This window comes from Cedecea sp. Ae19-4, assembly GCF_059801165.1.
Map to the genome: position 1 here is coordinate 53,325 of NZ_JBCHWG010000004.1, position 21,735 is coordinate 75,059.

General features: G+C 55.0%; 20 protein-coding genes. 14 read left to right on the forward strand and 6 right to left on the reverse strand.

Annotation, left to right across the window (positions count from 1 at the left end):
* Positions 1-50: 50 nt before the first annotated feature.
* A complete protein-coding gene (gene pckA / locus AAIE02_RS21285; protein WP_498533220.1) occupies positions 51-1,670 on the reverse strand; it encodes a phosphoenolpyruvate carboxykinase (ATP) in 1,620 nt (539 codons plus the stop codon).
* A 325-nt stretch (positions 1,671-1,995) separates the two neighbouring features.
* Between pckA and AAIE02_RS21290 the strand changes: the two genes are divergently transcribed.
* Positions 1,996-3,744: a DUF4153 domain-containing protein gene (locus tag AAIE02_RS21290; RefSeq protein ID WP_166994660.1), complete on the forward strand. Its 1,749-nt coding sequence runs from the start codon at positions 1,996-1,998 to the stop codon at positions 3,742-3,744.
* A 35-nt stretch (positions 3,745-3,779) separates the two neighbouring features.
* Here AAIE02_RS21290 and hslO read toward each other — a convergent pair whose 3' ends face one another.
* The 4 genes from hslO to AAIE02_RS21310 all read right to left on the reverse strand — a co-directional run bounded on the left by hslO (position 3,780) and on the right by AAIE02_RS21310 (position 7,978).
* The gene (gene hslO / locus AAIE02_RS21295) at positions 3,780-4,658 is read right to left on the reverse strand and encodes an Hsp33 family molecular chaperone HslO (protein ID WP_498533221.1); all 879 of its coding nucleotides are present in this window, start codon (positions 4,656-4,658) and stop codon (positions 3,780-3,782) included.
* 27 nt (positions 4,659-4,685) lie between these two features.
* Positions 4,686-5,087: a ribosome-associated heat shock protein Hsp15 gene (gene hslR / locus AAIE02_RS21300; RefSeq protein WP_008457857.1), complete on the reverse strand. Its 402-nt coding sequence runs from the start codon at positions 5,085-5,087 to the stop codon at positions 4,686-4,688.
* 9 nt (positions 5,088-5,096) lie between these two features.
* On the reverse strand, positions 5,097-5,768 hold the full coding sequence (gene yrfG / locus AAIE02_RS21305; RefSeq protein WP_008457854.1) for a GMP/IMP nucleotidase: 672 nt from the start codon (positions 5,766-5,768) through the stop codon (positions 5,097-5,099).
* Positions 5,769-5,842: 74 nt separating this feature from the next.
* Positions 5,843-7,978: an intracellular growth attenuator family protein gene (locus AAIE02_RS21310; RefSeq protein ID WP_498533222.1), complete on the reverse strand. Its 2,136-nt coding sequence runs from the start codon at positions 7,976-7,978 to the stop codon at positions 5,843-5,845.
* Between the two features lie 335 nt (positions 7,979-8,313).
* Here AAIE02_RS21310 and nudE point away from each other — a divergent pair, with 335 nt between their 5' ends.
* Positions 8,314-8,880 carry an ADP compounds hydrolase NudE gene (gene nudE / locus AAIE02_RS21315; protein WP_336706468.1) on the forward strand — a complete coding sequence of 189 codons (567 nt, stop codon included), beginning with the start codon at positions 8,314-8,316 and terminating at the stop codon, positions 8,878-8,880.
* Between the two features lie 54 nt (positions 8,881-8,934).
* Here the strand turns inward: nudE and mrcA are convergent, their stop codons facing one another.
* Complete coding sequence (gene mrcA / locus AAIE02_RS21320) at positions 8,935-11,487, reverse strand: peptidoglycan glycosyltransferase/peptidoglycan DD-transpeptidase MrcA (protein WP_498533223.1); 2,553 nt, start codon at positions 11,485-11,487, stop codon at positions 8,935-8,937.
* A 139-nt stretch (positions 11,488-11,626) separates the two neighbouring features.
* On the opposite strand from mrcA, the gene AAIE02_RS21325 reads away from it, so the two are divergent.
* The 12 genes from AAIE02_RS21325 to trpS all read left to right on the forward strand — a co-directional run bounded on the left by AAIE02_RS21325 (position 11,627) and on the right by trpS (position 21,685).
* A complete protein-coding gene (locus AAIE02_RS21325; protein WP_166994654.1) occupies positions 11,627-12,442 on the forward strand; it encodes a pilus assembly protein in 816 nt (271 codons plus the stop codon).
* 107 nt (positions 12,443-12,549) lie between these two features.
* On the forward strand, positions 12,550-12,990 hold the full coding sequence (locus AAIE02_RS21330; protein WP_498533224.1) for a PilN domain-containing protein: 441 nt from the start codon (positions 12,550-12,552) through the stop codon (positions 12,988-12,990).
* Positions 12,971-13,450: a HofO family protein gene (locus AAIE02_RS21335; RefSeq protein ID WP_498533225.1), complete on the forward strand. Its 480-nt coding sequence runs from the start codon at positions 12,971-12,973 to the stop codon at positions 13,448-13,450. Before AAIE02_RS21330 ends, AAIE02_RS21335 begins: the two co-directional genes overlap by 20 nt.
* Positions 13,437-13,829, forward strand: coding sequence for a HofP DNA utilization family protein (locus AAIE02_RS21340; protein WP_166994648.1), 393 nt, complete (start codon positions 13,437-13,439; stop codon positions 13,827-13,829). The genes AAIE02_RS21335 and AAIE02_RS21340 overlap by 14 nt, the downstream gene beginning before the upstream one ends.
* Entirely contained in the window at positions 13,768-15,015 is a 1,248-nt protein-coding gene (gene pilQ, locus AAIE02_RS21345; RefSeq protein WP_166994646.1) for a type IV pilus secretin PilQ, read from the forward strand. The genes AAIE02_RS21340 and pilQ overlap by 62 nt, the downstream gene beginning before the upstream one ends.
* A gap of 319 nt (positions 15,016-15,334) precedes the next feature.
* A complete protein-coding gene (gene aroK, locus AAIE02_RS21350; protein WP_008457837.1) occupies positions 15,335-15,856 on the forward strand; it encodes a shikimate kinase AroK in 522 nt (173 codons plus the stop codon).
* Between the two features lie 58 nt (positions 15,857-15,914).
* Positions 15,915-17,003: a 3-dehydroquinate synthase gene (gene aroB, locus AAIE02_RS21355; protein WP_336706458.1), complete on the forward strand. Its 1,089-nt coding sequence runs from the start codon at positions 15,915-15,917 to the stop codon at positions 17,001-17,003.
* Between the two features lie 74 nt (positions 17,004-17,077).
* On the forward strand, positions 17,078-18,370 hold the full coding sequence (damX, locus tag AAIE02_RS21360; RefSeq protein WP_498533226.1) for a cell division protein DamX: 1,293 nt from the start codon (positions 17,078-17,080) through the stop codon (positions 18,368-18,370).
* 63 nt (positions 18,371-18,433) lie between these two features.
* Complete coding sequence (gene dam / locus AAIE02_RS21365) at positions 18,434-19,258, forward strand: adenine-specific DNA-methyltransferase (protein ID WP_166994640.1); 825 nt, start codon at positions 18,434-18,436, stop codon at positions 19,256-19,258.
* A gap of 46 nt (positions 19,259-19,304) precedes the next feature.
* Positions 19,305-19,982, forward strand: coding sequence for a ribulose-phosphate 3-epimerase (rpe, locus tag AAIE02_RS21370; protein WP_039288419.1), 678 nt, complete (start codon positions 19,305-19,307; stop codon positions 19,980-19,982).
* A complete protein-coding gene (locus AAIE02_RS21375) occupies positions 19,975-20,688 on the forward strand; it encodes a phosphoglycolate phosphatase (protein ID WP_008457827.1) in 714 nt (237 codons plus the stop codon). The genes rpe and AAIE02_RS21375 overlap by 8 nt, the downstream gene beginning before the upstream one ends.
* Positions 20,681-21,685 carry a tryptophan--tRNA ligase gene (gene trpS, locus AAIE02_RS21380; RefSeq protein WP_008457824.1) on the forward strand — a complete coding sequence of 335 codons (1,005 nt, stop codon included), beginning with the start codon at positions 20,681-20,683 and terminating at the stop codon, positions 21,683-21,685. The genes AAIE02_RS21375 and trpS overlap by 8 nt, the downstream gene beginning before the upstream one ends.
* The last annotated feature ends 50 nt before the right edge of the window (positions 21,686-21,735 follow it).

Here is a 21,735-nt window from a genome sequence, read left to right on the forward strand (position 1 = left end):
TAAAAAACGAACCCCGAAGGGTTCGTTTTTTTTCGTCTAATGCTTCAGATTTACAGCTTCGGACCGGCTTCGATCAGGGCCGCACCGGCAGGAGTATCGGTGTATTTCTCGAAGTTTTCGACAAACAGCTTCGCCAGTTGCTCAGCTTTTTCCTGCCACTGCTCCGGGGATGCGTAGGTATTACGCGGGTCCAGAATTTGGGTATCAACGCCCGCGAGCGAGGTTGGAATGGCGAGGTTAAACATCGGCAGCGTAAAGGTTTCTGCGTCGTCCAGCGAGCCGTCGAGAATAGCGTCGATGATCGCGCGGGTGTCTTTGATCGAAATGCGTTTGCCGGTACCGTTCCAGCCGGTATTCACCAGGTACGCCTGGGCACCGGATGCCTGCATGCGTTTCACCAGCACTTCAGCATACTGCGTTGGGTGCAGCGACAGGAACGCCGCGCCGAAGCAGGCGGAGAAGGTTGGCGTTGGCTCCGTCACGCCGCGTTCGGTACCCGCCAGTTTGGCGGTAAAACCGGACAGGAAGTGGTACTGAGTCTGGTTCGCGGTGAGGCGGGAAACCGGTGGCAGTACGCCGAAGGCATCCGCAGTCAGGAAGATGACTTTAGTAGCGTGACCCGCTTTCGACACCGGCTTAACGATGTTGTCGATGTGATAAATCGGGTAAGAAACGCGGGTGTTTTCCGTTTTGGACGCATCGTCGAAGTCGATTGTGCCGTCGGCACGGACGGTCACGTTTTCCAGCAGCGCATCGCGGCGAATCGCGTGATAGATATCCGGCTCAGCTTCTTCTGACAGACGAATGGTTTTCGCGTAACAGCCGCCTTCAAAGTTAAACACACCGTCGTCGTCCCAGCCGTGCTCATCGTCGCCAATCAGGCGGCGTTTCGGGTCGGTAGAAAGCGTCGTTTTACCGGTGCCGGACAGGCCGAAGAACACCGCCACATCCCCTTTTTCACCGACGTTTGCCGAGCAGTGCATGGAGGCGATGCCCTTCAGCGGCAGCAGGTAGTTCATGATAGAGAACATCCCTTTCTTCATCTCGCCACCGTACCAGGTGCCGCCGATAAGCTGCATGCGTTCAGTCAGGTTAAACGCCACAAAGTTTTCGGAGTTCAGGCCCTGTTCTTTCCAGTTTGGATTGGTACATTTAGCCCCATTCATCACCACAAAATCGGGCTCAAACGTTGCCAGCTCTTCGTCCGTTGGGCGAATAAACATATTTTTCACGAAGTGTGCCTGCCAGGCAACCTCGGTGATAAAACGCACTGACAGGCGGGTATCGGCGTTGGCCCCGCAGAAAGCGTCAATAATAAACAGGCGCTTGCCCGACAGTTGATGAGTGACGAGCCCTTTGAGCTGGTGCCAGGTTTCTTCGGAAAGCGGTTTGTTATCGTTTTTGCCTTTACCGTTGTCGGCCCACCATAAGGTGTCGCGGGTGGTGTCATCGCGGACGATGTATTTATCTTTTGGAGAGCGGCCGGTAAAGATCCCGGTATCTACGGAGACGGCGCCTAAGTTAGTGACCACACCGCGCTCAAAACCCTGCAGGTTAGGGTCGAGTTCTTCGCGGTAAAGGGTGTCGTAATCGGGGTTATAGACGACTTCGCTGACGTCATGAATGCCATAAGCCTTGAGATCCTGCGGGGTTATGCCTTTAACTCGCATTTCACTGCTCCTTAGCCAATTTATACTGCCGAATATTGTAGGGTTGTTTAGGGGGTGTTAACCGCGACCACTATCATAAATTTACGCGCCTGCTTAAATTTAACAGGGGAAATGCACAGGGGATGCCGCAACGGGGGCAGAGTATGGCAGGAATTCGCTGGCTTTCGGGGAAAATATGGCAGATATGTTAATAATTAGGATAATAACGAAGAACTTTGTGAATGAACGCGCTCTCATGCGCAACGCAATGAAACAAGAGCGTCATTTGCAAGTCGCAGCAGGTCGTTACACTAAGTCAAAAATGAGCTAATAAGGGATGACAACTATGTTCATGTCTGAACCGTTGCCTAAGGCGACCCGCTGGGGGATTTTGCTGGTGGGGTTTCTTTTAGGCGTGGTGCTGTACCTCACCGAAGGAGACAGGGTGAGTAGCATCTGGCTGCGAGGGGATAATCAAGCCCTGTATCTGCGCTCCCTGTCCGTAGTGCTGGCGGCGACGCTGGCGCTTATCACCGTGCGTTTCAATGGCCTGCGATTTTGGGGCCTGGCGTTGCTCCCCTTGCCGATTGTGGCGCTGATGAGCGGCTGGGTGAACTGGACGACCCAGGGGCTGGAAAGCTGGAGTCGGCACGATATTGTGCTGGGGTATCTCTGTTCGCTGGCGGTGATGCTGTTTCTGACCTTGCCCTGGCTGCAGGGGCGGCTGCACTCGAATCGCGGTTGGGGAGGCTGGCAGGTATTCTACGGCCAGCTCTGGCGGAACGGTATTACTCTGCTGCTGACCGGGCTGCTGGTGCTCTTTTTCTGGGGCGTGCTGGCGCTTTGGGCCGGGTTATTTAAGCTGGTGGATATCGCCTTCTTTGATCGCCTGTTTTTCAGTTCGTCGGCGTTTGCCTGGATTGCTACCTGTACGGCAGCGGCGCTGGCGGTCACGCTTTGCCGTGACCAGGTTCGGGCTATTAACGCGGTAAAACATTTCTTCAGCGTTTTTGCCACGGGGCTTTTACCGCTGCTGTCGCTGATTTCTCTTATGTTTTTGGCGACGCTGCCGGTGGTTGGCCTGGGGTCGATTTCACTGCACTTCTCCTGTAATGCGCTGCTCAACACGCTGACGCTGATGGTGATGGGCACTGCCGCAGTGGCTTATCATCCGGAAAGAGAAACCCGACCTTATCCTGCTCTGCTTGATGGTGCGATAAAGCTGACGTTATTGCTGTCGCCGGTTTATGCCTTGCTGGCAAGCTATGCGCTGTGGCTGCGCGTTTCGTCATACGGCTGGACGCCAACAAGGGTATATGCGGCGCTGATAACCTTCACCGTATTGGTGTGGGCCTTTGGCTATGTCGTCACGCTCGTTCGCCAGCGTCGGGAGACTGTTCTACAGCCGGGAGGGATTAACCGCGCGGTGCTTTTGCTGGCGCTGGCCTTGCTGGTCGCGGTGAATTCCCCGCTTCTGGACCCTTACCGGATCAGCGTTAATAACCAAATGGCGCGTTACCACAGCGGCGTCCTGAAGCCCGAGAAGGTGAGTATGACCATGCTGCAATACGCCGGGCGGCGGGGCTACGATGCGCTCAGCGAGCTGCAAAAAGACCCGGTGTTTGTCGCCAGTCCCGATCGCAGAAGGCAATTGGCGATGCTGTTGAGCAATGGCAAAACGGGCGGTGTGGCGGTGGTGAAGCTGACGGTTGAATCTCTGCGTCAGCGTATCGTGCTGGCGGATAAAAATCGCGTGCCGGAAAACGCGTGGTGGCAGGCCATGGTAAAAGATGAAAGTTACCAGGCTCGCGAGTGTCTGGATGACGAGGATAAGTGTCTGCTGGTTGGGATGGATTTGAACGGCGACGGGCAGGATGAATGGCTGCTGTGCCAGCCGGAAATGAGCTACTGCAAAGTGTACGGCAAGATAGACGGGAACTGGAAGGATATCGGTCAGGCCCGGGATCTGGATAAAAACCAGATGATGTCAGCGCTGAAGCAGGCCGCTTCTGAAGGAAAACTGACGGCGGCGCCGAAGGTCTGGCAGGACGTGATGGTGCAGGGGCAGCGGGTTAAAATCGACTATTACCGCTGAAAAAAAACGCCTCCAATCGGAGGCGTTTTGCAAACTTAGTGAACCTGCGGATCCGCCGGAGAGGCATTGTTGCGGATCGCCGTGATGTCCATGGAGTCAAACACATAGCGGCTGCCACAGTAATCACAGTTCATGTCGATTTCGCCATCTTCGGCCAGAATACTGTCGACCTCTTCATCCGGCAGCGTGCGCAGCGCGTCAGCACAGCGCTCGCGTGAGCAGGTGCATTTGAACTCTACGTCCTGAGGATCGTACAGCGTGACTTCTTCTTCGTGATACAGGCGCCATAGCACATCGTTCGCTGGTAGCGTCAGCAGCTCTTCGGCCTTGATGGTTTCGGTCAGCGTCGCGAGGTGGTTGAAGTCGTCGGTTTCCGCGTTTTGCGCCGGCAGAACCTGCAGCAACATACCGCCCGCCGCCGCTTTACCGTCTACTTCACCGGTACGAATAAACAGACGAGTTGGCAGCTGCTCGGAACGCATGAAATAATCTTCCAGGCAGGAGGCCAGCGTATCCCCTTCCAGACCGACCACGCCCTGATAGCGCTCGCCTTCGCTTGGGGAGATGGTGATCACCAGATAACCGTTACCCACCAGATCTTTTAATGCAGCATCCGCCGGGATATCACCCTGTACACGCGCTACGCCGCGCATTTGCTGTTTGTTGTTGCCGTTAATCACGGCCAGCGTCATCGGGCCATCGCCCTGAAGCTGAACGGTGATATCTCCGTCAAACTTCAGCGTGGCGGTCAGCAGGCTGGTGGCGACCAGCAGTTCGCCCAGAATTTTTTTGACCGGCTGCGGGTAATCATGGTTTTCCATGATCTGCTGCCAGGTTTCGGAAACCGTCACCAGCTCGCCGCGCACGGCGTGGTTTTCAAACAGATAGCGGTGTAGTTGGTCGTGTTGAGTCATCGTCATCTCTCTTACTGGTCGGCGAATTTACGCTTCGCCACCGTGTTTAAATTTCATCAAATCTCGCCGCTCTTTTTTATCCGGGCGGCGATCGGGATGCGGCATGGTCAGTGCGTTCATTTTGCGCGCCAGCGCCACTTTTTCCCGTTTGGCGATGCTTTCCGCCGTCTCTTCATAAAGCTGAGAGGCTTCTGCGGCTGGCCTGCGCTGTTCGGTAATACCCAGGACGGTTACGGTGCGCTCGTCGTTTCCCTGGCGCAGCGTGAGTACCGCATGAAGCTCAACCAGTTTACTCGGCTTGCTGCGTTGGCCGTTGTAGTGCACTTTCCCGCCTTCAACCATTTCCCGCGCCACCGCACGGGTTTTGTAAAAGCGTGCGGCCCACAGCCATTTATCCAGGCGTACGCCCTCGGCGGTTTTTTCTTTCATTGCGCCTCCTTAAGCGGAAAGCGACGGGATCAGGCTACGGTAATCGCTCAGGCCTGGGTGGCGCTCAAACGTTTTTTCCGCTTCACCTGAGTCCGGGTTGAGGACACCAAAGCAGTAGCGAATCCCAAACGTTGCGGCTGCATCAAGAATCGCTTCGCTGTCGTCGATAAAGACGGTTCGGGCCGCATCGAATCCGGTATGCCCGGCCACCGCCTGCCATAAACGCTGATCTTCTTTCGGATAACCAAATGTGTGGGTGGAAAGTAATAAATCAAGGTGCTGGTTCAAACCCGTGTGCTCAAGCTTCACCGCCAGATTATGCGGGTGCGCATTGGTGAGCAGAATGCGGCGCTTGCCGCTGGCTTTCGCCGCTTCAAGAAACGGCACGGTATCTTCACGCAGCGCGGCCTTTGGCCCCTGTTCGGTGGTCATGCCACAGATATCCAGCCCGAGGCGTTCGCTCCAGTAGTCGAGACAGTACCAGTTTAGCGTATGCTGCACGGCGTGGTATTCGCGGGAAATTAATTCATACGCATCCTGCAACGGAATGCCGCGCTGAAGGCTAAGGGTTTCCGGCACCAGCTTTTTCCAGAAATGGTTATCAAAGGCCAGGTCCAACAGGGTCCCGTCCATATCCAGCAGCAGGGTGTCCACGTCCTGCCAGGCAATAGCACCAGACATAGCTTTAGTCTCGATTGAGGGAAAATAGCGTACCAGGGTAGCACAACCCGGTACGCAAAGTTTACCCGTAGCGGCTACTTCAGCGGCGCAGGCGGAGTCAGTGTGGGGTTGAGGCAGCTATCATAATAGCGCTGAATTTCAGCCAGCCTCGTACTGGCACGGCGATAGCGAGTCACCGCCAGAACGCCGTTTATCGCGGCGCAGGCCAACATCGCAATCAGCATCAGAGAAATGCCGATGTAGCTCCAGAGGCTATGAGTGTCTGAGATCCGATGCAGGGTGACGTGCTGTGTGCCGTTGGCATCCGTGTAGATGCCGGTAATGATCCCTTCGGCGTGGAACGGCGTGTGCAGCAGCATTTCCGCCAGTCGCTGGAATTCGGTCCATTGTTCCTGGGCCGGGAAGTCATACAGCGACATTGGCGGCAGCGGCTGGTCTACGAAATCACCACCTTCATCGTTGATGATGATGTACCCGCCAGGAGCAGGGCTATTTAATGCCTGTGCGGCGCGGGCGGTTTCACGAATAAAGAAAGGTGCGGTTGAGGTGGCCACCAGGTTATCCAGCGACTCGGCGCTAACTGGCCGTAGAAGGACGTTCACCCCGGTCAGTTTTCCTGAATCCGCGCGCTTGATCAGGGAATCCCAGTCTTTAGTGTTGCCCAGGTTTACTAGCGCATTCTTCAGGCGGACGCACTCTTCTTCTGCGGTACACAGCGCCTGGGTTTTTTTCACAATCCCGGCAAAATCATCCAGCAGGACCATGCCTGATTTCTGAATGGCGTCCGCGAGCTGTGGGTTAACTTTGCTGTCACCTTCTCCACCCTGAGGATGAATTTGCCCGCTGACGGCTTTGGTCAGAGCGACCGCTTTGTCCATGATGTCGGACTCCGGCAAGGGCAGAGGGCGGGCGGTATTCCAGATGATCTGCGAGCAGTCGAAGGGGGTGAATGGGAAGTTTTGCCGCGAGCGATAACCGCCTGGCGTTTGAATATTACACATCCCCGTGCCATTCACTCTCAGCGTATCGCCTACCTGCAGCTTGTATTTGGCGAGTTCCTCAACGCTGGTGGCTTCGATGGACTGAGCGCCCTTCAACCATGAGGCGCTAAGCTTGATAGGCATTTCCAGCGGCACCCAAATAGTCATCATCAGCAGGACCAGCAGCGCGCCGGCGGCAACCAGCAGGTTACGCACCCAGTGCTGTAGCGGGAAGTTACGCACTTCATCATGGAGTGAAAGGAAACGTCCCTGACGCACCACATGGCGGTCAAGATAGATATCAATATCGGTTTTCTGCCCCAGATCCTGAGCCACAAAAGGCTGCCAGTGGGGCGGATACACCAGATCGATAATGCCCAGGGAGATGTTGTTCATCTGTTCCTGGTCAGACTCGCCGAACAGCCCCCAGCGTTTGGGTGTGCCGCGCAGGCAGTGGATCTCGCGCAATGCCGTTTTCGCCGGAGGGGCAAACAGGCCCCACAAACCAGCGGCAATCAGCAGGACGGCGCCGCCAATTAACCAGGGCAGGAACACCGACGGCGTCACGAGACTCAGGAACAGCATGATAAAAGCGATGCAAATAAGCGCGGCTTCGCGCACGCCGTCGGGGCGGCTCAGGGAATACTCTTCCTGAGTTTCCTGGCGAATGTTTAGCAGCTCGATTTGCTCGCTTTCTTCGCCGCGAATGGAGGCCTGATTGCCTGAATAGCCTTCCAGGGCGTACTGCTGCACATCCAGCGTATCGTTTTGCAGCGTATTGCCATTGAGCGAAATCACCAGCGGGATGCTGCTCGTCCGAATCAGGTCTACGTCGTTATCGTTGGTGATGTACTGCTCCCAGAGCGGCGGGAGGTGAACTTCAACAGAATCAAGGTAATAACGCCATTTATTGGCGTCATCGGCAGAGAGGCCGTAGCGAGTGATCGACCGGGTCAGGGAGAAAACTGTACTGCTTTGCGCGGTGAGCGTTAGTCTTGGCAGTGGATTGCTCGCGCCGGAGGGGCCAATCAGCTCCTGGGAACGGGAATAACGCTCGAGGTAATTTTCGACGGCAACGCGCTCTTCTGGGGTTAGTTTGCGCGTGGTGGCACCGGAGAAGGAACGATCGTGCGAAACCTGGGCACGTAGCTTCAGGCTTCGCCAAATCAGCCATCCGGCAATCAGTGCGCAGGCCAGCATAGCAGCTAACAGAAATAATAAGGTGCTCATGCTTTCCCCATCAAACAATCGTCTTTTTCATCAAACTCGGCAAAAGATCGGCCTTTCAAATGGTTAAGGAGTCAGAAGTCATTATCGGCAGGTAAAGCTGCAAACTTGAGCTATTTTTAAGGCGACCGACTTACAGTAACACAATGTTAGCAAAGCGACTTCGTCCGAAATACAAGTAAATTCCTATTCAATAGTACCTGCCTTGACAGCGGGTAAAATTACGTGTTTTAGCGCGCCAAACGTTACAAAAATGTAAATAATAGCCAATGCTCGTTGCACGATATGTGCGGCATACCGCACAATAACTTACCTCTTTCACTGTTGAACCCGGCCACATGAGCAAATCACTAATAAAACCAACGATTTTAAATGTCGAAACCGTGGCGCGTTCGCGGCTGTTTAATGTCGAAACGGTGGATCTGGAATTTAGCAATGGCGTTCGCCGCGTCTACGAACGCATGAAACCGTCTTCCCGCGAGGCGGTAATGATAGTGCCTGTTGTTGATGACCACTTGATCTTAATCCGTGAATACGCGGTTGGCACAGAATCCTATGAACTAGGGTTCTCTAAAGGGCTGATCGACCCGGGCGAAACGGTATTTGAGGCCGCTAACCGTGAGCTGAAAGAAGAAGTGGGCTTTGGCGCGAACCGGCTAACGTTTCTGAAAAAGCTGACGATGGCCCCGTCCTATTTCTCGAGCAAAATGAACATTGTGATTGCGGAAGATCTGTATCCCGAATCCCTGGAAGGGGATGAGCCGGAAGAACTGCCGCAAGTACGGTGGCCGCTGGCGAACATGATGGATTTGCTCAATGAAGATGATTTCAGCGAGGCGCGTAACGTCAGCGCTTTGTTCCTTGTCCGGGAATGGTTAAGGCAGCAGGGCAGGCTGAAAGACTGACCGCTAAAGAATGAAAAAGGGCCGCTAAGCGGCCCTTTACTATTTTGGGTTGGATTAGAACAGCTCGTGCTCTTCCCCGTTATCGATAAGCGTCGTGCCTACTTCATGCACGGCCTGTTGCGTAGGCTGCGTACCTTCGATGAAATACTCTTCACGACTGTTGCCGCCGTTGGCTAACTGCCCGGTACTGCGATCAATATTGACAGTGACGATACCCGGTGGTGGCGTCATCGGCTCTTCTGGCACACCCGCCAGCGCGATTTTCATGAAATCATCCCAGGCTGGCTGGGCGCTCTTCGCGCCGCCTTCGTAGCCGGAGATCTGATCTTTAATCGCGCCTGAAGCCGTGGTGCGGCCAAGGTCGCGGCGGTGGTCGTCAAAGCCAATCCAGACTGACGTGACCACGCCCGGGCCGTAACCGGAGAACCAGGCATCTTTCGAACTGTTGGTTGTCCCGGTTTTGCCGCCGATATCCTTACGCTTCAAATCACGGCCTGCTCGCCAGCCGGTTCCCTGCCAGCCCGGCTCACCATAAATGTTGCTGTTAAGCGCACTTTTGATCAGGAAAGACAGCGGCGTGTTGATCACGTGTGGTGCATACTCCTCGCCCTGTGCTTTTGCCACCAGACCGCGGTTAGCTTGCTCCAGTTGAGGCATCGGTACGCTGCTGTTTTGCGGCGTTTGCGAAACGGCAACGTCTTCTACGTCCTGGTTTTCCAGTACCGTTGATTTTGGCGTATCGCCGTAAATGACCGGAATATCGCAGCTGGCACAGGCAACCTTAGGCCTGGTCTCAAACACGGTATTACCCGCGTCGTCGACGATTTTGGTGATGTAGTAAGGGTCAACCAGGAAGCCGCCGTTTGCCATGACGGAGTAACCGCGGGCAACCTGCATTGGCGTAAATGAGGCGGAGCCCAGGGCCAGCGATTCGGTATGCACAATATTTGCTGCAGGGAAGCCAAAGCGCTGCAGATATTCTGCGGCATAATCGACGCCCATCGCCCGCATCGCACGTACCATCACTACGTTCTTGGACTGGCCCAGACCCTGACGCAGACGAATCGGCCCGGCATATTGGGCCGGAGAGTTCTTCGGCCGCCAGTCGGAGCCTGCCCCGGCATCCCAGCGTGAAATAGGCACGTCATTAAGAATGCTTGCCAGCGTCAGGCCTTTGTCCATGGCTGCGGTATACAGGAAAGGTTTGATGTTTGACCCTACCTGGCGCAGCGCCTGGGTCGCACGGTTGAACTTGCTTTGGTTAAAGTCAAAACCGCCGACCAGCGCCAGCACGGCGCCATCGTGTGGATTGAGTGAAACCAGCGCTGAGTTAACGTCGGGCACCTGGCTAAGCCACCAGGCATCGTCCACCTTGCGTACCCAAATCTGCTGTCCGGCCTGTACCACGTCCGTTACTTTGCGTGGCGTGGCGCCTTGCGCGGTGTCGGAACGATACGGACGCGCCCAGCGCATGCCTTCCATATTCAGTGAAACAGAGCTGCCGTCGGCCAGCATGGCCGTGGCTTCATCAGGTACGGCGCGGGTGACAACCGCCGGGAAGAGCGGGCCATAAACCGGGAGGCTTTTCAGCGAATCGGTGATTTTTTTCTTATCCCAGGCGCTTTCTCCCACTTTCCACAGCACATTAGATGGGCCGCGGTAGCCATGGCGCATGTCGTAGGCCATGACGTTGTTGCGGACGGCATCCTGGGCACCCTGCTGAATTTTACGGCTCAGCGTGGTGTAAACCTTGTAGCCATCTTCGTAGGCTTTATCGCCGTAGCGGGCGACCATGTCCTGACGCACCAGCTCTGAAAGATATGGCGCGGAGAAGGCGATTTCAGGCGTGTGATAGCTGGCGTCAATCGGCTGACTACGTGCTTCATCGTACTGGCTTTGGCTGATGTAACCTTCGCTCAGCATGCGCGACAGCACCACGTTACGGCGTGCCGTTGAACGATCCATGGAGTACAGCGGGTTAAACGTTGACGGCGCTTTAGGAAGCCCGGCAATCACCGCCATCTCGCTCAGGGTCAGTTGATCGACCGTTTTGCCGAAGTAAACCTGAGCGGCAGCGCCGACGCCATAGGCGCGGTAACCGAGGTAGATTTTGTTCAGGTAGAGCTCAAGGATCTCGTCTTTGTTCAGCATCTGTTCAATGCGAACCGCAAGAAACGCTTCCTTAATTTTACGCATCAGGGTGCGTTCGGGGCTCAGGAAGAAGTTACGCGCCAACTGCTGCGTTATGGTACTTGCGCCCTGAGAAGCATGGCCTGAGAACAGCGCTACGCTTGCAGCACGGAAGATGCCCACCGGGTCAACGCCGTGGTGCTCATAAAAGCGGCTGTCTTCTGTTGCGATAAACGCTTTTACCATCACCGGAGGGATCTGGTTCAGGGTCAGTGGAATACGGCGTTTTTCGCCGTACTGAGCAATAAGCTCGCCGTCAGCGCTGTAAACCTGCATTGGAATCTGCAGTCGCACATCTCTCAATGTCGCCACGTCGGGCAGCTGGGGCTCGATGTATTTGTATAAACCGTAAATCGAGCCAGCTCCCAGCAGAACGCAACAGACTGCAAGGATTAATAAATACTTTACGAACTTCACCTTAAATTTCCCATCAGGTTTCAATTGGGCAGTTTCTAAACAACCGCGCGGTAGTATAAAGGCAAGCCAGGAGCTTTGATATACCCGTTACTGTTTCGGGGTCAGGGCTGTTTATCATCTGGATAAGGAGATCGAAACCATGATGTTTCCTGGTTGGCGGATTGGCCTGGATATTCAGGCGGAGGGCATACGTGCCGCAGCCGTACAGTGGCACCGGCAAGGGTGGCAGTTGCGCCATTGGTGGCATTTACCTTTCCCGAAACAAACACTTGCGGACGGCATGTTACCCGAACTGGACACACTGCGCGAGGTACTTGCCGCATGGCGTAAAGAAATCCCCGTGCGCCATCATCTGCGGGTTGGTTTTCCTGCACAGAGGGCTTTGCAACGCCAGGTTCCCAGGCCTCCCCAGCGGTTACAGGAATCGGCTCAAGAGAAGTATATCTCGGGTGCAACGGCTCGCCAGTTGCAAATGCCCTCGGAACAACTTTGCTACGACTACCTGGAGGATGATTCGTCATTTTCCGTGACGGCGGCGAAACAGGCGGATATTGCTGCATTGCAGGCCATTTTTGCCAGCATGAATCTCTTTCCCCGTACGATAACGCCGGGAGACAAAATTCTGAGCGCCTTGCCTCAGAATTGTTATCCAGCGCATTGTCGTTTTCTGGTTCATGAAGAGCCGGGCTACTGGCTGTGGGCATCAGTCAATAACCGCAAACGTTCCGGTTGGCTGGATAAACGGCAAACAGTGGATTTCCCGGCTCTATGTCAGCAGTTGGAGGCCAGCGCCGACGAAATTGCCTTTAGCCATGCCGATGCCGGGCGCTCCTGGCCTGCCGGAGCAGAAAGGCTGAATGCCTGGCAACCCCTTGTCCGCCAGCAGCCGCCGTTGCCGCGTCATGGCGGACTTTACACGCTCGCTTTGGGGCTCGCTCTGGGAGCCGAACGCTAATGATGCCGCTGATGAATCTTCTGCCATGGCGGCCGTTAAAACGCCGTCATCGGCTAAAACTTTGGGGCAGCCTTCTCATATGTGGCGTGCTTTTAATGATGGGGCTGATGCTGCTCTGGACTCAGTTTCTCGCCATGAAAGTGCGCTGGCAACAGGCCCAGTCAACCCAATATGAGGTGCATGAGTCCGCCCTGAAGGCGCTGTTGTCACGTCAGCTAACAGAGTTGAAAGATAACCAGCAGCGGTGGGCGATATTGCAGGCGGAGGTGATGCGGAAAGGCAACATTTCACGTTGGGAAAACGTGCTGAATATGCTGGCCTCACGCTTGCCCGAAAACAGCTGGCTGCAGAGTGTTAGCTGGCAAAATGAAAGCGCAACCATCTCTGGCGTAGCGGGAGATGCACGGGAACTGGTGCAGGTTGAAGCAGTTCTGGCTGATTTACCCGGGGCGTTTAAGGTCAAGCCCGGTGAGTTGCGCGATGAAAAACACAAAGGTCTGGTCTTTACCTTCATCTTAAACACCCCGGATGGCGAGCATGCTCAGTAACCTGGAGCGCCTCATTGACGGGCATGTTGCATATCGGGTGTTGAGCCTGTTGGTGTGTCTGTTATTAACCGCTTTAGCCTGCTTATGGCTGCTGGTTTGGCCCCTGCGACAGGAATTGCAGGTGAAGGAACAGCACAACCAGCAGCGCTGGCAGCATGTGCTCTCGCAGCAGCGGAAAATTGCCGTTTTGCCGAAACCAGAGCCGCTGCCTGATGCGGTGCCGCTGGAGACGTTTTCTGCCATGGCTGCGGTAAAACGGTCCGGCGGGAGACTGGTGATGTGGCGGCCTGAACCGCGACATTCTGTGTTGGAAATGCTGCTTCCCTGGCCCAATGTGCCGCCCCTTTTTAAGGAACTGACCGGCTATTCAAGCCTGAAGATACCGGCGTTTATCTTGAGTGAGGCCGGGGAAAAAGTGCGGGTTTTGCTTACTCTGGAGTTTATCGATGAAAGCCGCTAGTTGGATGTTACTGGCCGCACTCAGCTCGCCTCTGCAGTCGTCACCGCGTAATCCTTTTCTTTTACCCGTATCACCCTGTGAAGCGCTGCTTAAGCGGCTTGATGGCTGGCAGTTACGCGGCGTGTTTTACCCGACTGGCTCTGCAGAAAGTATTGCCTTAATGCAATTCTCGGGGAAACGCTGGCAAAGGGTAAAAGAAGGTTTGTTTCTGGAGCCTGGTGTGCAGGTGACCACGCTTCTTGAGCGGCAGTTGAGAGCTTCGCTCAACGGCGCCTGCGAAGGACGCTACTACCACTGGAAAATAGAGGGAAGAGTCAATGATAAGGCACATCGTGGCAGGCGTACTGATGCTGATGCCCCTGACGGCGTGGACGAATAATCGCGTCACTCTGACGCTAGATGAAACGCCTGTCGTACAGGTGTTGCAGGCGCTGGCCGAGCAGCAAAACTTTAACGTGATGATTGCGCCTGAGGTGACGGGGAATCTCTCGCTACGTTTGGCCGATGTGTCGTGGGAGCAGGCTTTCCAGCAGGTACTCAGATTAGCAAACCTGACTTCGTCGAAGACGGGCAATATTCTTCAAATCCAGCAGAAACAGGATCCGGCGCAACGGCGCGCTCAGCAAGAGGCCGCTCGTAAGCAAAAAGCGCTTGAACAGCCGCTGGTACAAGCGGTTTATACGCCGCGATATGCTGAAGTTGCCGACCTTGCCGCGGGGATCAAAGCTAATGAAGAAAAACTGCTTGGACCCAGGGGCGGCATTACCGTGGATAAACGCACAAACCGGCTGGTGGTGCGCGACAGCCAGCAGGCGCAAAAGCGTGTTGCGGCCTGGATTAAAGATATGGATGTTTCGATGGGGCAGGTCGAGCTGTCCGCGCATATTGTCACCATCAACCAGGATAAGCTGCGAGAGCTTGGCGTGAAGTGGAGCGCCCCGGTAGGTGAGACGGCATCCGGGTTATACCAAACCACTACTGTCTCAAGTGAGTTAGCCGTAAACGCGGCAACCACAACGGTAGGGTTTAATATTGGCCGGATCAACGGCCGTATGCTTGAGCTTGAACTCAGCGCGCTGGAGCAGCAGCAACAGCTGGAAATCATCGCCAGCCCACGCTTGCTGGTCGCACACCAACAGTCGGCCAGCATCAAGCAGGGTACTGAAATCCCGTATCAAGTCTCTAATGGCAAGAATGAAGCCACGTCGGTGGAATTTAAGGAGGCGGTGTTAGGTATGGAGGTCATGCCGACGATAAGTCACCACGGAACCATTCGCCTGCAGCTTCGCATCAGTCAAAATATGCCAGGACGCAGCCTCCAGCACGCAGATGGGGAAGCCCTCGCCATTGATAAGCAAGAGATTGAAACGCAGGTCGAGGTGAAGGACGGTGAGACGTTGGCGTTAGGCGGAATCTTCCAGCAGCAGAACAACCACACCAGGGATAGCGTTCCTTTACTGGGAAATATTCCTTTTATCGGCCAATTGTTCCGGCACGACGGGAAAAAGCACCAACGTCGGGAATTGGTCGTGTTCATTACGCCCAGGTTGATTGCATTACCTTAGCGTGTTTCCTCTTCCGCCTGCGGGTTTTTCTGCCAAACAGCGCCCAGGTGTTTGACGGCAGAGAGGAATTAGCTTACAAGGTGTACCGTTTCGGGAGGCTGGGTATTGAGAGCCTGCGGCCGGTAAAGCTGGCGCACGGTTTTCGTCCCAAGCTGGGCGCCAGGTGATTTATTCGGTTGCCAAACCCCCTTGAGTGTTGAGATAATTTTTAGTCTGATTCTCGAACTCACGCTTATGAGGTTTCAGTTCATGTCCCGCCGCAGCAAGTTGTTACCGGGCGGGTTTATCATCAACGAATTGTCTTAGTAGTACCGAAAAAATGGCAGAGAAACGCAATATCTTTCTGGTTGGGCCTATGGGTGCCGGCAAAAGCACTATTGGGCGTCAGTTAGCTCAGCAACTCAATATGGAATTTTTCGATTCTGATCAAGAGATTGAGAAACGTACCGGAGCTGATGTGGGCTGGGTATTCGACGTTGAAGGCGAAGAAGGCTTCCGCGATCGCGAAGAAAAAATCATCAACGAACTCACTGAAAAACAGGGCATCGTGCTGGCTACCGGTGGCGGTTCTGTGAAATCTCGTGAAACCCGCAATCGTCTTTCCGCCCGTGGCGTAGTGGTTTATCTTGAAACCACGATTGAGAAACAGCTTGCACGTACTCAGCGCGATAAAAAACGTCCGCTGCTGCAGGTTGAGACTCCACCTCGTGAAGTTCTGGAAGCGCTGGCAGGTGAACGCAATCCGCTGTATGAAGAGATTGCCGATGTCACAATTCGCACCGATGATCAAAGCGCCAAAGTGGTCGCAAACCAGATCATTCATATGCTGGAAAGCAACTGATTCTGGCTTAATCAAGAAACGCCTGCGGGCAAAGCAACAATAAGGTGGGCTCCGCGTAATGGAGAGGCTGACAGTCACTCTCGGGGAACGTAGTTACCCTATTACCATTGCCGCCGGGTTATTCAATGACCCGGCTTCCTTTTGGCCGCTGAAGGCTGGCGACCAGACCATGCTGGTTACCAATGAAACCCTTGCACCGCTCTATCTGGACAAGGTTCGTGGCCTTCTGGAACAGGCAGGCGTTAAAGTGGATACCGTCATTCTTCCGGATGGCGAGCAGTTTAAAAGCCTCGCGGTGCTTGATACCGTCTTTACGGCGCTGTTGGAAAAACCTCACGGCCGCGACACCACCTTGATTGCTTTAGGCGGTGGCGTTGTGGGCGATTTAACCGGTTTTGCCGCAGCGAGCTATCAGCGCGGGGTGCGTTTTATCCAGGTCCCTACCACACTGCTTTCGCAGGTGGACTCCTCCGTTGGCGGTAAAACTGCCGTTAACCATCCCCTCGGCAAAAACATGATTGGCGCGTTTTACCAGCCCGCTTCGGTGGTGGTGGATCTCGACTGCCTGTCGACTTTGCCTGCTCGGGAGCTGGCTTCGGGCCTGGCGGAAGTCATTAAATACGGCATCATTCTGGACGGCGAGTTCTTTGACTGGCTGGAAGAAAACATCGACGCATTGTTAAAGCTGGACGGCAAGGCAATGGCGTACTGCATTCGTCGTTGTTGTGAGCTGAAAGCCGAAGTTGTTGCCGCAGACGAGCGAGAAAGCGGCTTACGTGCTTTACTGAATCTGGGTCATACGTTTGGCCATGCCATTGAAGCTGAAATGGGCTATGGCAACTGGCTGCATGGCGAAGCCGTGGCGGCCGGTATGGTGATGGCGGCGCGTACCGCTCAGCGCCTGGGTCAATTCAGTGAGGCAGAAGTTCAGCGCGTGATTGCGCTGCTGGTGCGAGCCGGGTTACCGGTTACCGGGCCGCAGGAAATGTCCCCTGACGCGTATATGCCCCACATGATGCGTGACAAAAAAGTATTAGCCGGCGAGCTGCGTTTGATTCTGCCGCTGGCGATAGGGAAGAGTGAAGTGCGCGGTGGAGTACCGCACGATGTCGTTCTATCAGCCATTGCTGATTGCCAGCAGGCTTAACAACTAGAATTTTTATAGTATTTAACTTCGGGCGTGATGCAGAGATGAGCATACGCCTTTGAGTGGGGTGTTAAATGGATGAGTTTAAACCAGAAGACGAGCTGAAACCCGATCCAAGCGATCGTCGTCCTGGGCGTTCCCGCAAACCTGACGAGTTCGATAAAGAACCGCAGATCAACGTTGATGACGTCGATCTTGATGCGGACGATCGTCGTCCTTCTCGTTCACGCCGTGAGCGTGAAGAAGAGGTTGAGGAAGAGTACGAAGGTGATGACGGCCTGGCCGCAGAGCCTCGTCCGGCGCGTGGGCGTAAAAAGGCAGCAAAACAGAAAGCACCTGCTTCTCGCCAGCACATCATGATGGGCGTCGGGATTCTGGTCCTGCTGCTGCTTATCATCGGCATCGGTTCAGCCCTGAAAGCACCTTCATCTACCCCAGATACTGCCGAGCAAAAACCAGGCGCGGAGAAGAGCATCGATCTCTCCGGTTCGAACGGTGCGGCACCTGCCGACCAGGCAAATGCTGCTCAGCCACAGGCAGGGAATACCCCAGCGGCTGGACAGCAGAATCCGCAGGATGTTTCCCTGCCACCTATTTCTTCTACACCAACCCAGGCTCAGACGCAGCCGCAGCCGGAAGGGCAGCAGCGCGTTGAGGTTCCTGGAAACCTGAATAACGCCCTGACTCAGCCTCAGCAACAGGGCCAGATTGACAACGTGGTGAGCAATTCCACGCTGCCAACTGAACCCGCTACCGTCGCGCCAATCGCTGGCAGCAAAACCGAACCGCGTAAGCTGGCCGGTACCCAGGAGCCAACCCGCACCGTTGAATCTCGTCCTGAGCGCAAGAAAACGGTGATTGAGCCTGTGCGTAAAGCCGAGCCTAAACCACAGGTGAAAGCTGAAAGCAAACCAGTGGCAACGGTGAAACGTAGCGAACCTGCCCCGGCGGTTTCAGCTCCGGTCACTGCACCATCAACCAGCGCAGCTACTTCAACCCCGGCTCCGAAAGCAACAGCATCTACTGCGCCAAAAGCAGCACCGCAAGCTGCAGCGACGGCCAGCACTGGCGGCACGGTAACGGGGGATGCGAGCGCCATTAAGAGTGCGCCAGGCAGCCACTACACGCTGCAGCTGAGCTCTTCTTCAAACTCCGCAAACCTGAATGCGTGGGCGAAAAAAGAGAATCTGCAGCACTATATGGTTTACCAGACTCAGCGTAACGGTCAGCCCTGGTTCGTGCTGGTGAGCGGTGTTTATGCCACGAAAGACGATGCAAAACGCGCGGTGACAAGCCTGCCGGCAGACGTTCAGGCTAAGAATCCGTGGGCAAAACCTATTCATCAGGTGCAGTCTGACCTCAAGTGAAAATAAGCGCAGTCGCTGTCGGAGCCTTTCCACAGCTGGATAAGGTGTAAATAGTAAGACAGCATGAAAAAAAATCGCGCTTTTCTGAAATGGGCAGGGGGGAAATTCCCCCTGCTGGACGACATAAAAAAGCATCTGCCGGAAGGCGACTGTCTGATTGAGCCCTTTGTTGGCGCGGGGTCGGTATTTCTTAATACCGACTACTCACGCTACGTCCTCGCCGATATCAATAGCGATCTGATTAATCTCTACGACATTGTCAAAAACCGCGCAGATGAGTACGTGCGGGAGTCTCGTTTGCTCTTTACCAAAGCGCAAAACGAGGAAGCGATTTATTACGCTTGCCGCACTGAGTTTAACCAATGCACTGACAAATTCCGGCGCGCGGTGTTGTTTTTGTACCTCAACCGCCATTGTTACAACGGCCTGTGTCGTTATAATCTGCGCGGTGAATTTAACGTACCGTTTGGCCGCTACAGCAAACCTTACTTCCCTGAAGAGGAACTGTACAACTTTGCCGAACGGGCTAAAAATGCCACTTTTGTCTGCCAGTCTTATGATGTCAGCATGGTAAACGTTGCTGCGGGTTCCGTAGTGTATTGCGATCCGCCCTATGCGCCGCTTTCCGCCACCGCCAACTTTACCGCTTATCACACGGACAGCTTCAGTATGGTGCAGCAGCAGCACCTGGCCGAGCTGGCTGAAAGGCTGCGGGAGCAGAGTATTCCGGTGCTGATCTCTAATCACGACACCGAGCTGACTCGCCAGTGGTATCAGAACGCCACCGATTTCCATAAGCTGCAGGTTCGCCGCAGCATCAGCCGAAACGGTGGTAAACGTAACAAGGTGGACGAACTTCTGGCCCTTTATAAAGCGAAGGTTGCCTGAGCCGTTTCGCCCGCCGCCGAAAGATGAATGACTCCTGGAGAAGCGGATGAAACAGTATTTGATTGCCCCCTCAATCCTCTCTGCCGACTTCGCCCGACTGGGCGAGGATACGGCTAAAGCACTTGCCGCAGGTGGTGACGTCGTCCATTTTGACGTTATGGACAACCACTACGTCCCTAACCTGACGATGGGGCCAATGGTGCTTAAGGCGCTGCGCGATTACGGTATCACTGCGCCTATCGACGTTCACCTGATGGTGAAACCCGTTGACCGCATCATTCCTGATTTCGCCGCGGCCGGTGCCAGCATTATTACCTTCCATCCTGAAGCCTCTGAACATGTCGATCGCTCTCTGCAACTGATCAAAGAACACGGCTGTAAAGCGGGCCTGGTACTGAACCCGGCGACCTCGCTTTCCTGGCTGGATCACGTCATGGACAAACTGGATGTCATTTTGCTGATGTCCGTCAACCCTGGTTTTGGCGGCCAGTCGTTTATTCCACACACGCTGGAAAAACTGCGCCAGGTTCGCGAACGTATTGATGCCTCCGGCTATGATATTCGCCTTGAAGTGGATGGCGGCGTCAAAGCCGACAACATTGCGGAAATTGCCGCCGCGGGCGCGGATATGTTCGTTGCAGGTTCCGCTATTTTCGGCCAGCCTGATTATAAAGCGGTGGTTGACCGCATGCGTTCTGAACTGGCTAAGGTAAGTCATGGATAAGTTTCAAAAAATTCGGGGTGTTGCCTTCGATCTCGACGGCACGCTCATCGACACGGCGCTTGGCCTGAGTCAGGCCGTTGATCTGGCGCTTTATGCGCTTGAACTGCCTGTGGCCGGCGAAGATCGCGTTGTCACCTGGATCGGCAACGGCGCAGATATCATGATGCAGCGGGCGCTTAAGTGGTCGCTGAAAGATAAAGAACCCGACCTCGCCCAGCTGAATATGGCGCGCAAACTGTTCGATCGCTTCTATGCGGAAACGGTGGAAGAGGGGAGCTTCTTGTTCCCTGGCGTAGCCGCAACGCTTGCTGCACTGAAAGAAAAAGGCCTGCCGCTCGCCGTCGTCACCAACAAACCCACGCCTTTTGTCACGCCGCTGCTGGAAGATCTGGGCATTGCCCATTATTTCCAGACCATCATCGGCGGGGACGATGTGAAAGAGAAAAAGCCACACCCGGAAGCGCTGTACAAAGTCATGGAAACCCTGGGGCTGGCGGCGGATGAGCTGCTTTTTGTCGGCGATTCCCGTAATGACATTCAGGCTGCACAGGCGGCCGGCTGCCCAAGCGTCGGCCTGACCTGGGGCTATAACTATGGCGAAGCGATTGGGCTGAGCAACCCGGACGTTGTGTTCGATCGTTTCGAAGACTTATTGCCCGCTTTCGGGCTACCACCTTTAGCAAATCAGGAAGCAGAACATGAGTAAGCCCATCGTATTTAGCGGCGCCCAGCCGTCAGGCGAATTAACTATCGGTAACTACATGGGTGCGCTGCGTCAGTGGGTAAACATGCAGGATGATTACCATTGCATTTACTGCATCGTTGACCAGCATGCTATCACCGTTCGTCAGGACCCGACCGCGCTGCGCAAAGCGACGCTGGACACTCTGGCGCTGTATCTGGCCTGTGGTATTGACCCGAAAAAAAGCACCATCTTTGTTCAGTCCCACGTGCCGGAGCACGCGCAGCTGGGCTGGGTGCTGAACTGCTACACCTATTTCGGCGAGCTGAGCCGCATGACGCAGTTCAAGGACAAATCTGCCCGCTATGAAGAAAACATCAACGCCGGCCTGTTTGACTACCCGGTGCTGATGGCCGCAGACATTCTGCTGTATCAGACCAACCAGGTCCCGGTGGGTGAAGACCAGAAACAGCATCTGGAGCTGAGCCGCGACGTGGCCAGCCGCTTCAACGCGCTGTACGGCGACATCTTCAAAGTGCCTGAGCCATTTATTCCCAAGTCCGGTGCCCGCGTGATGTCCCTGCTGGAGCCGACCAAGAAGATGTCCAAGTCTGACGATAACCGCAATAACGTCATCGGCCTGCTGGAAGATCCGAAATCCGTGGTGAAGAAGATCAAGCGCGCGGTGACCGACTCCGAAGAGCCGCCTGTGGTGCGCTACGACGTGAAAGAGAAGGCGGGCGTTTCTAACCTGCTGGACATTCTTTCCGGCGTCACCGGCAAAGCGATTCCTGAGCTGGAAGCCAGCTTTGAAGGCAAGATGTATGGTCATCTGAAGGGCGAAGTGGCGGAAGCCGTGTCCGGTATGCTGACCGAGCTTCAGGAGCGCTATCACCGTTACCGTAACGACGAAGCTTTCCTGCAGCAGGTCATGAAAGAGGGCGCTGAAAAAGCCCGCGCCCGCGCCGGAGAGACGCTGAAAAAGGTCTACGAAGCGATCGGTTTCGTCGCGCATCCATAATCTTTCCCTATGAATAACCCGCCGCCTGGCGGGTTATTTCTTTTTTGTGA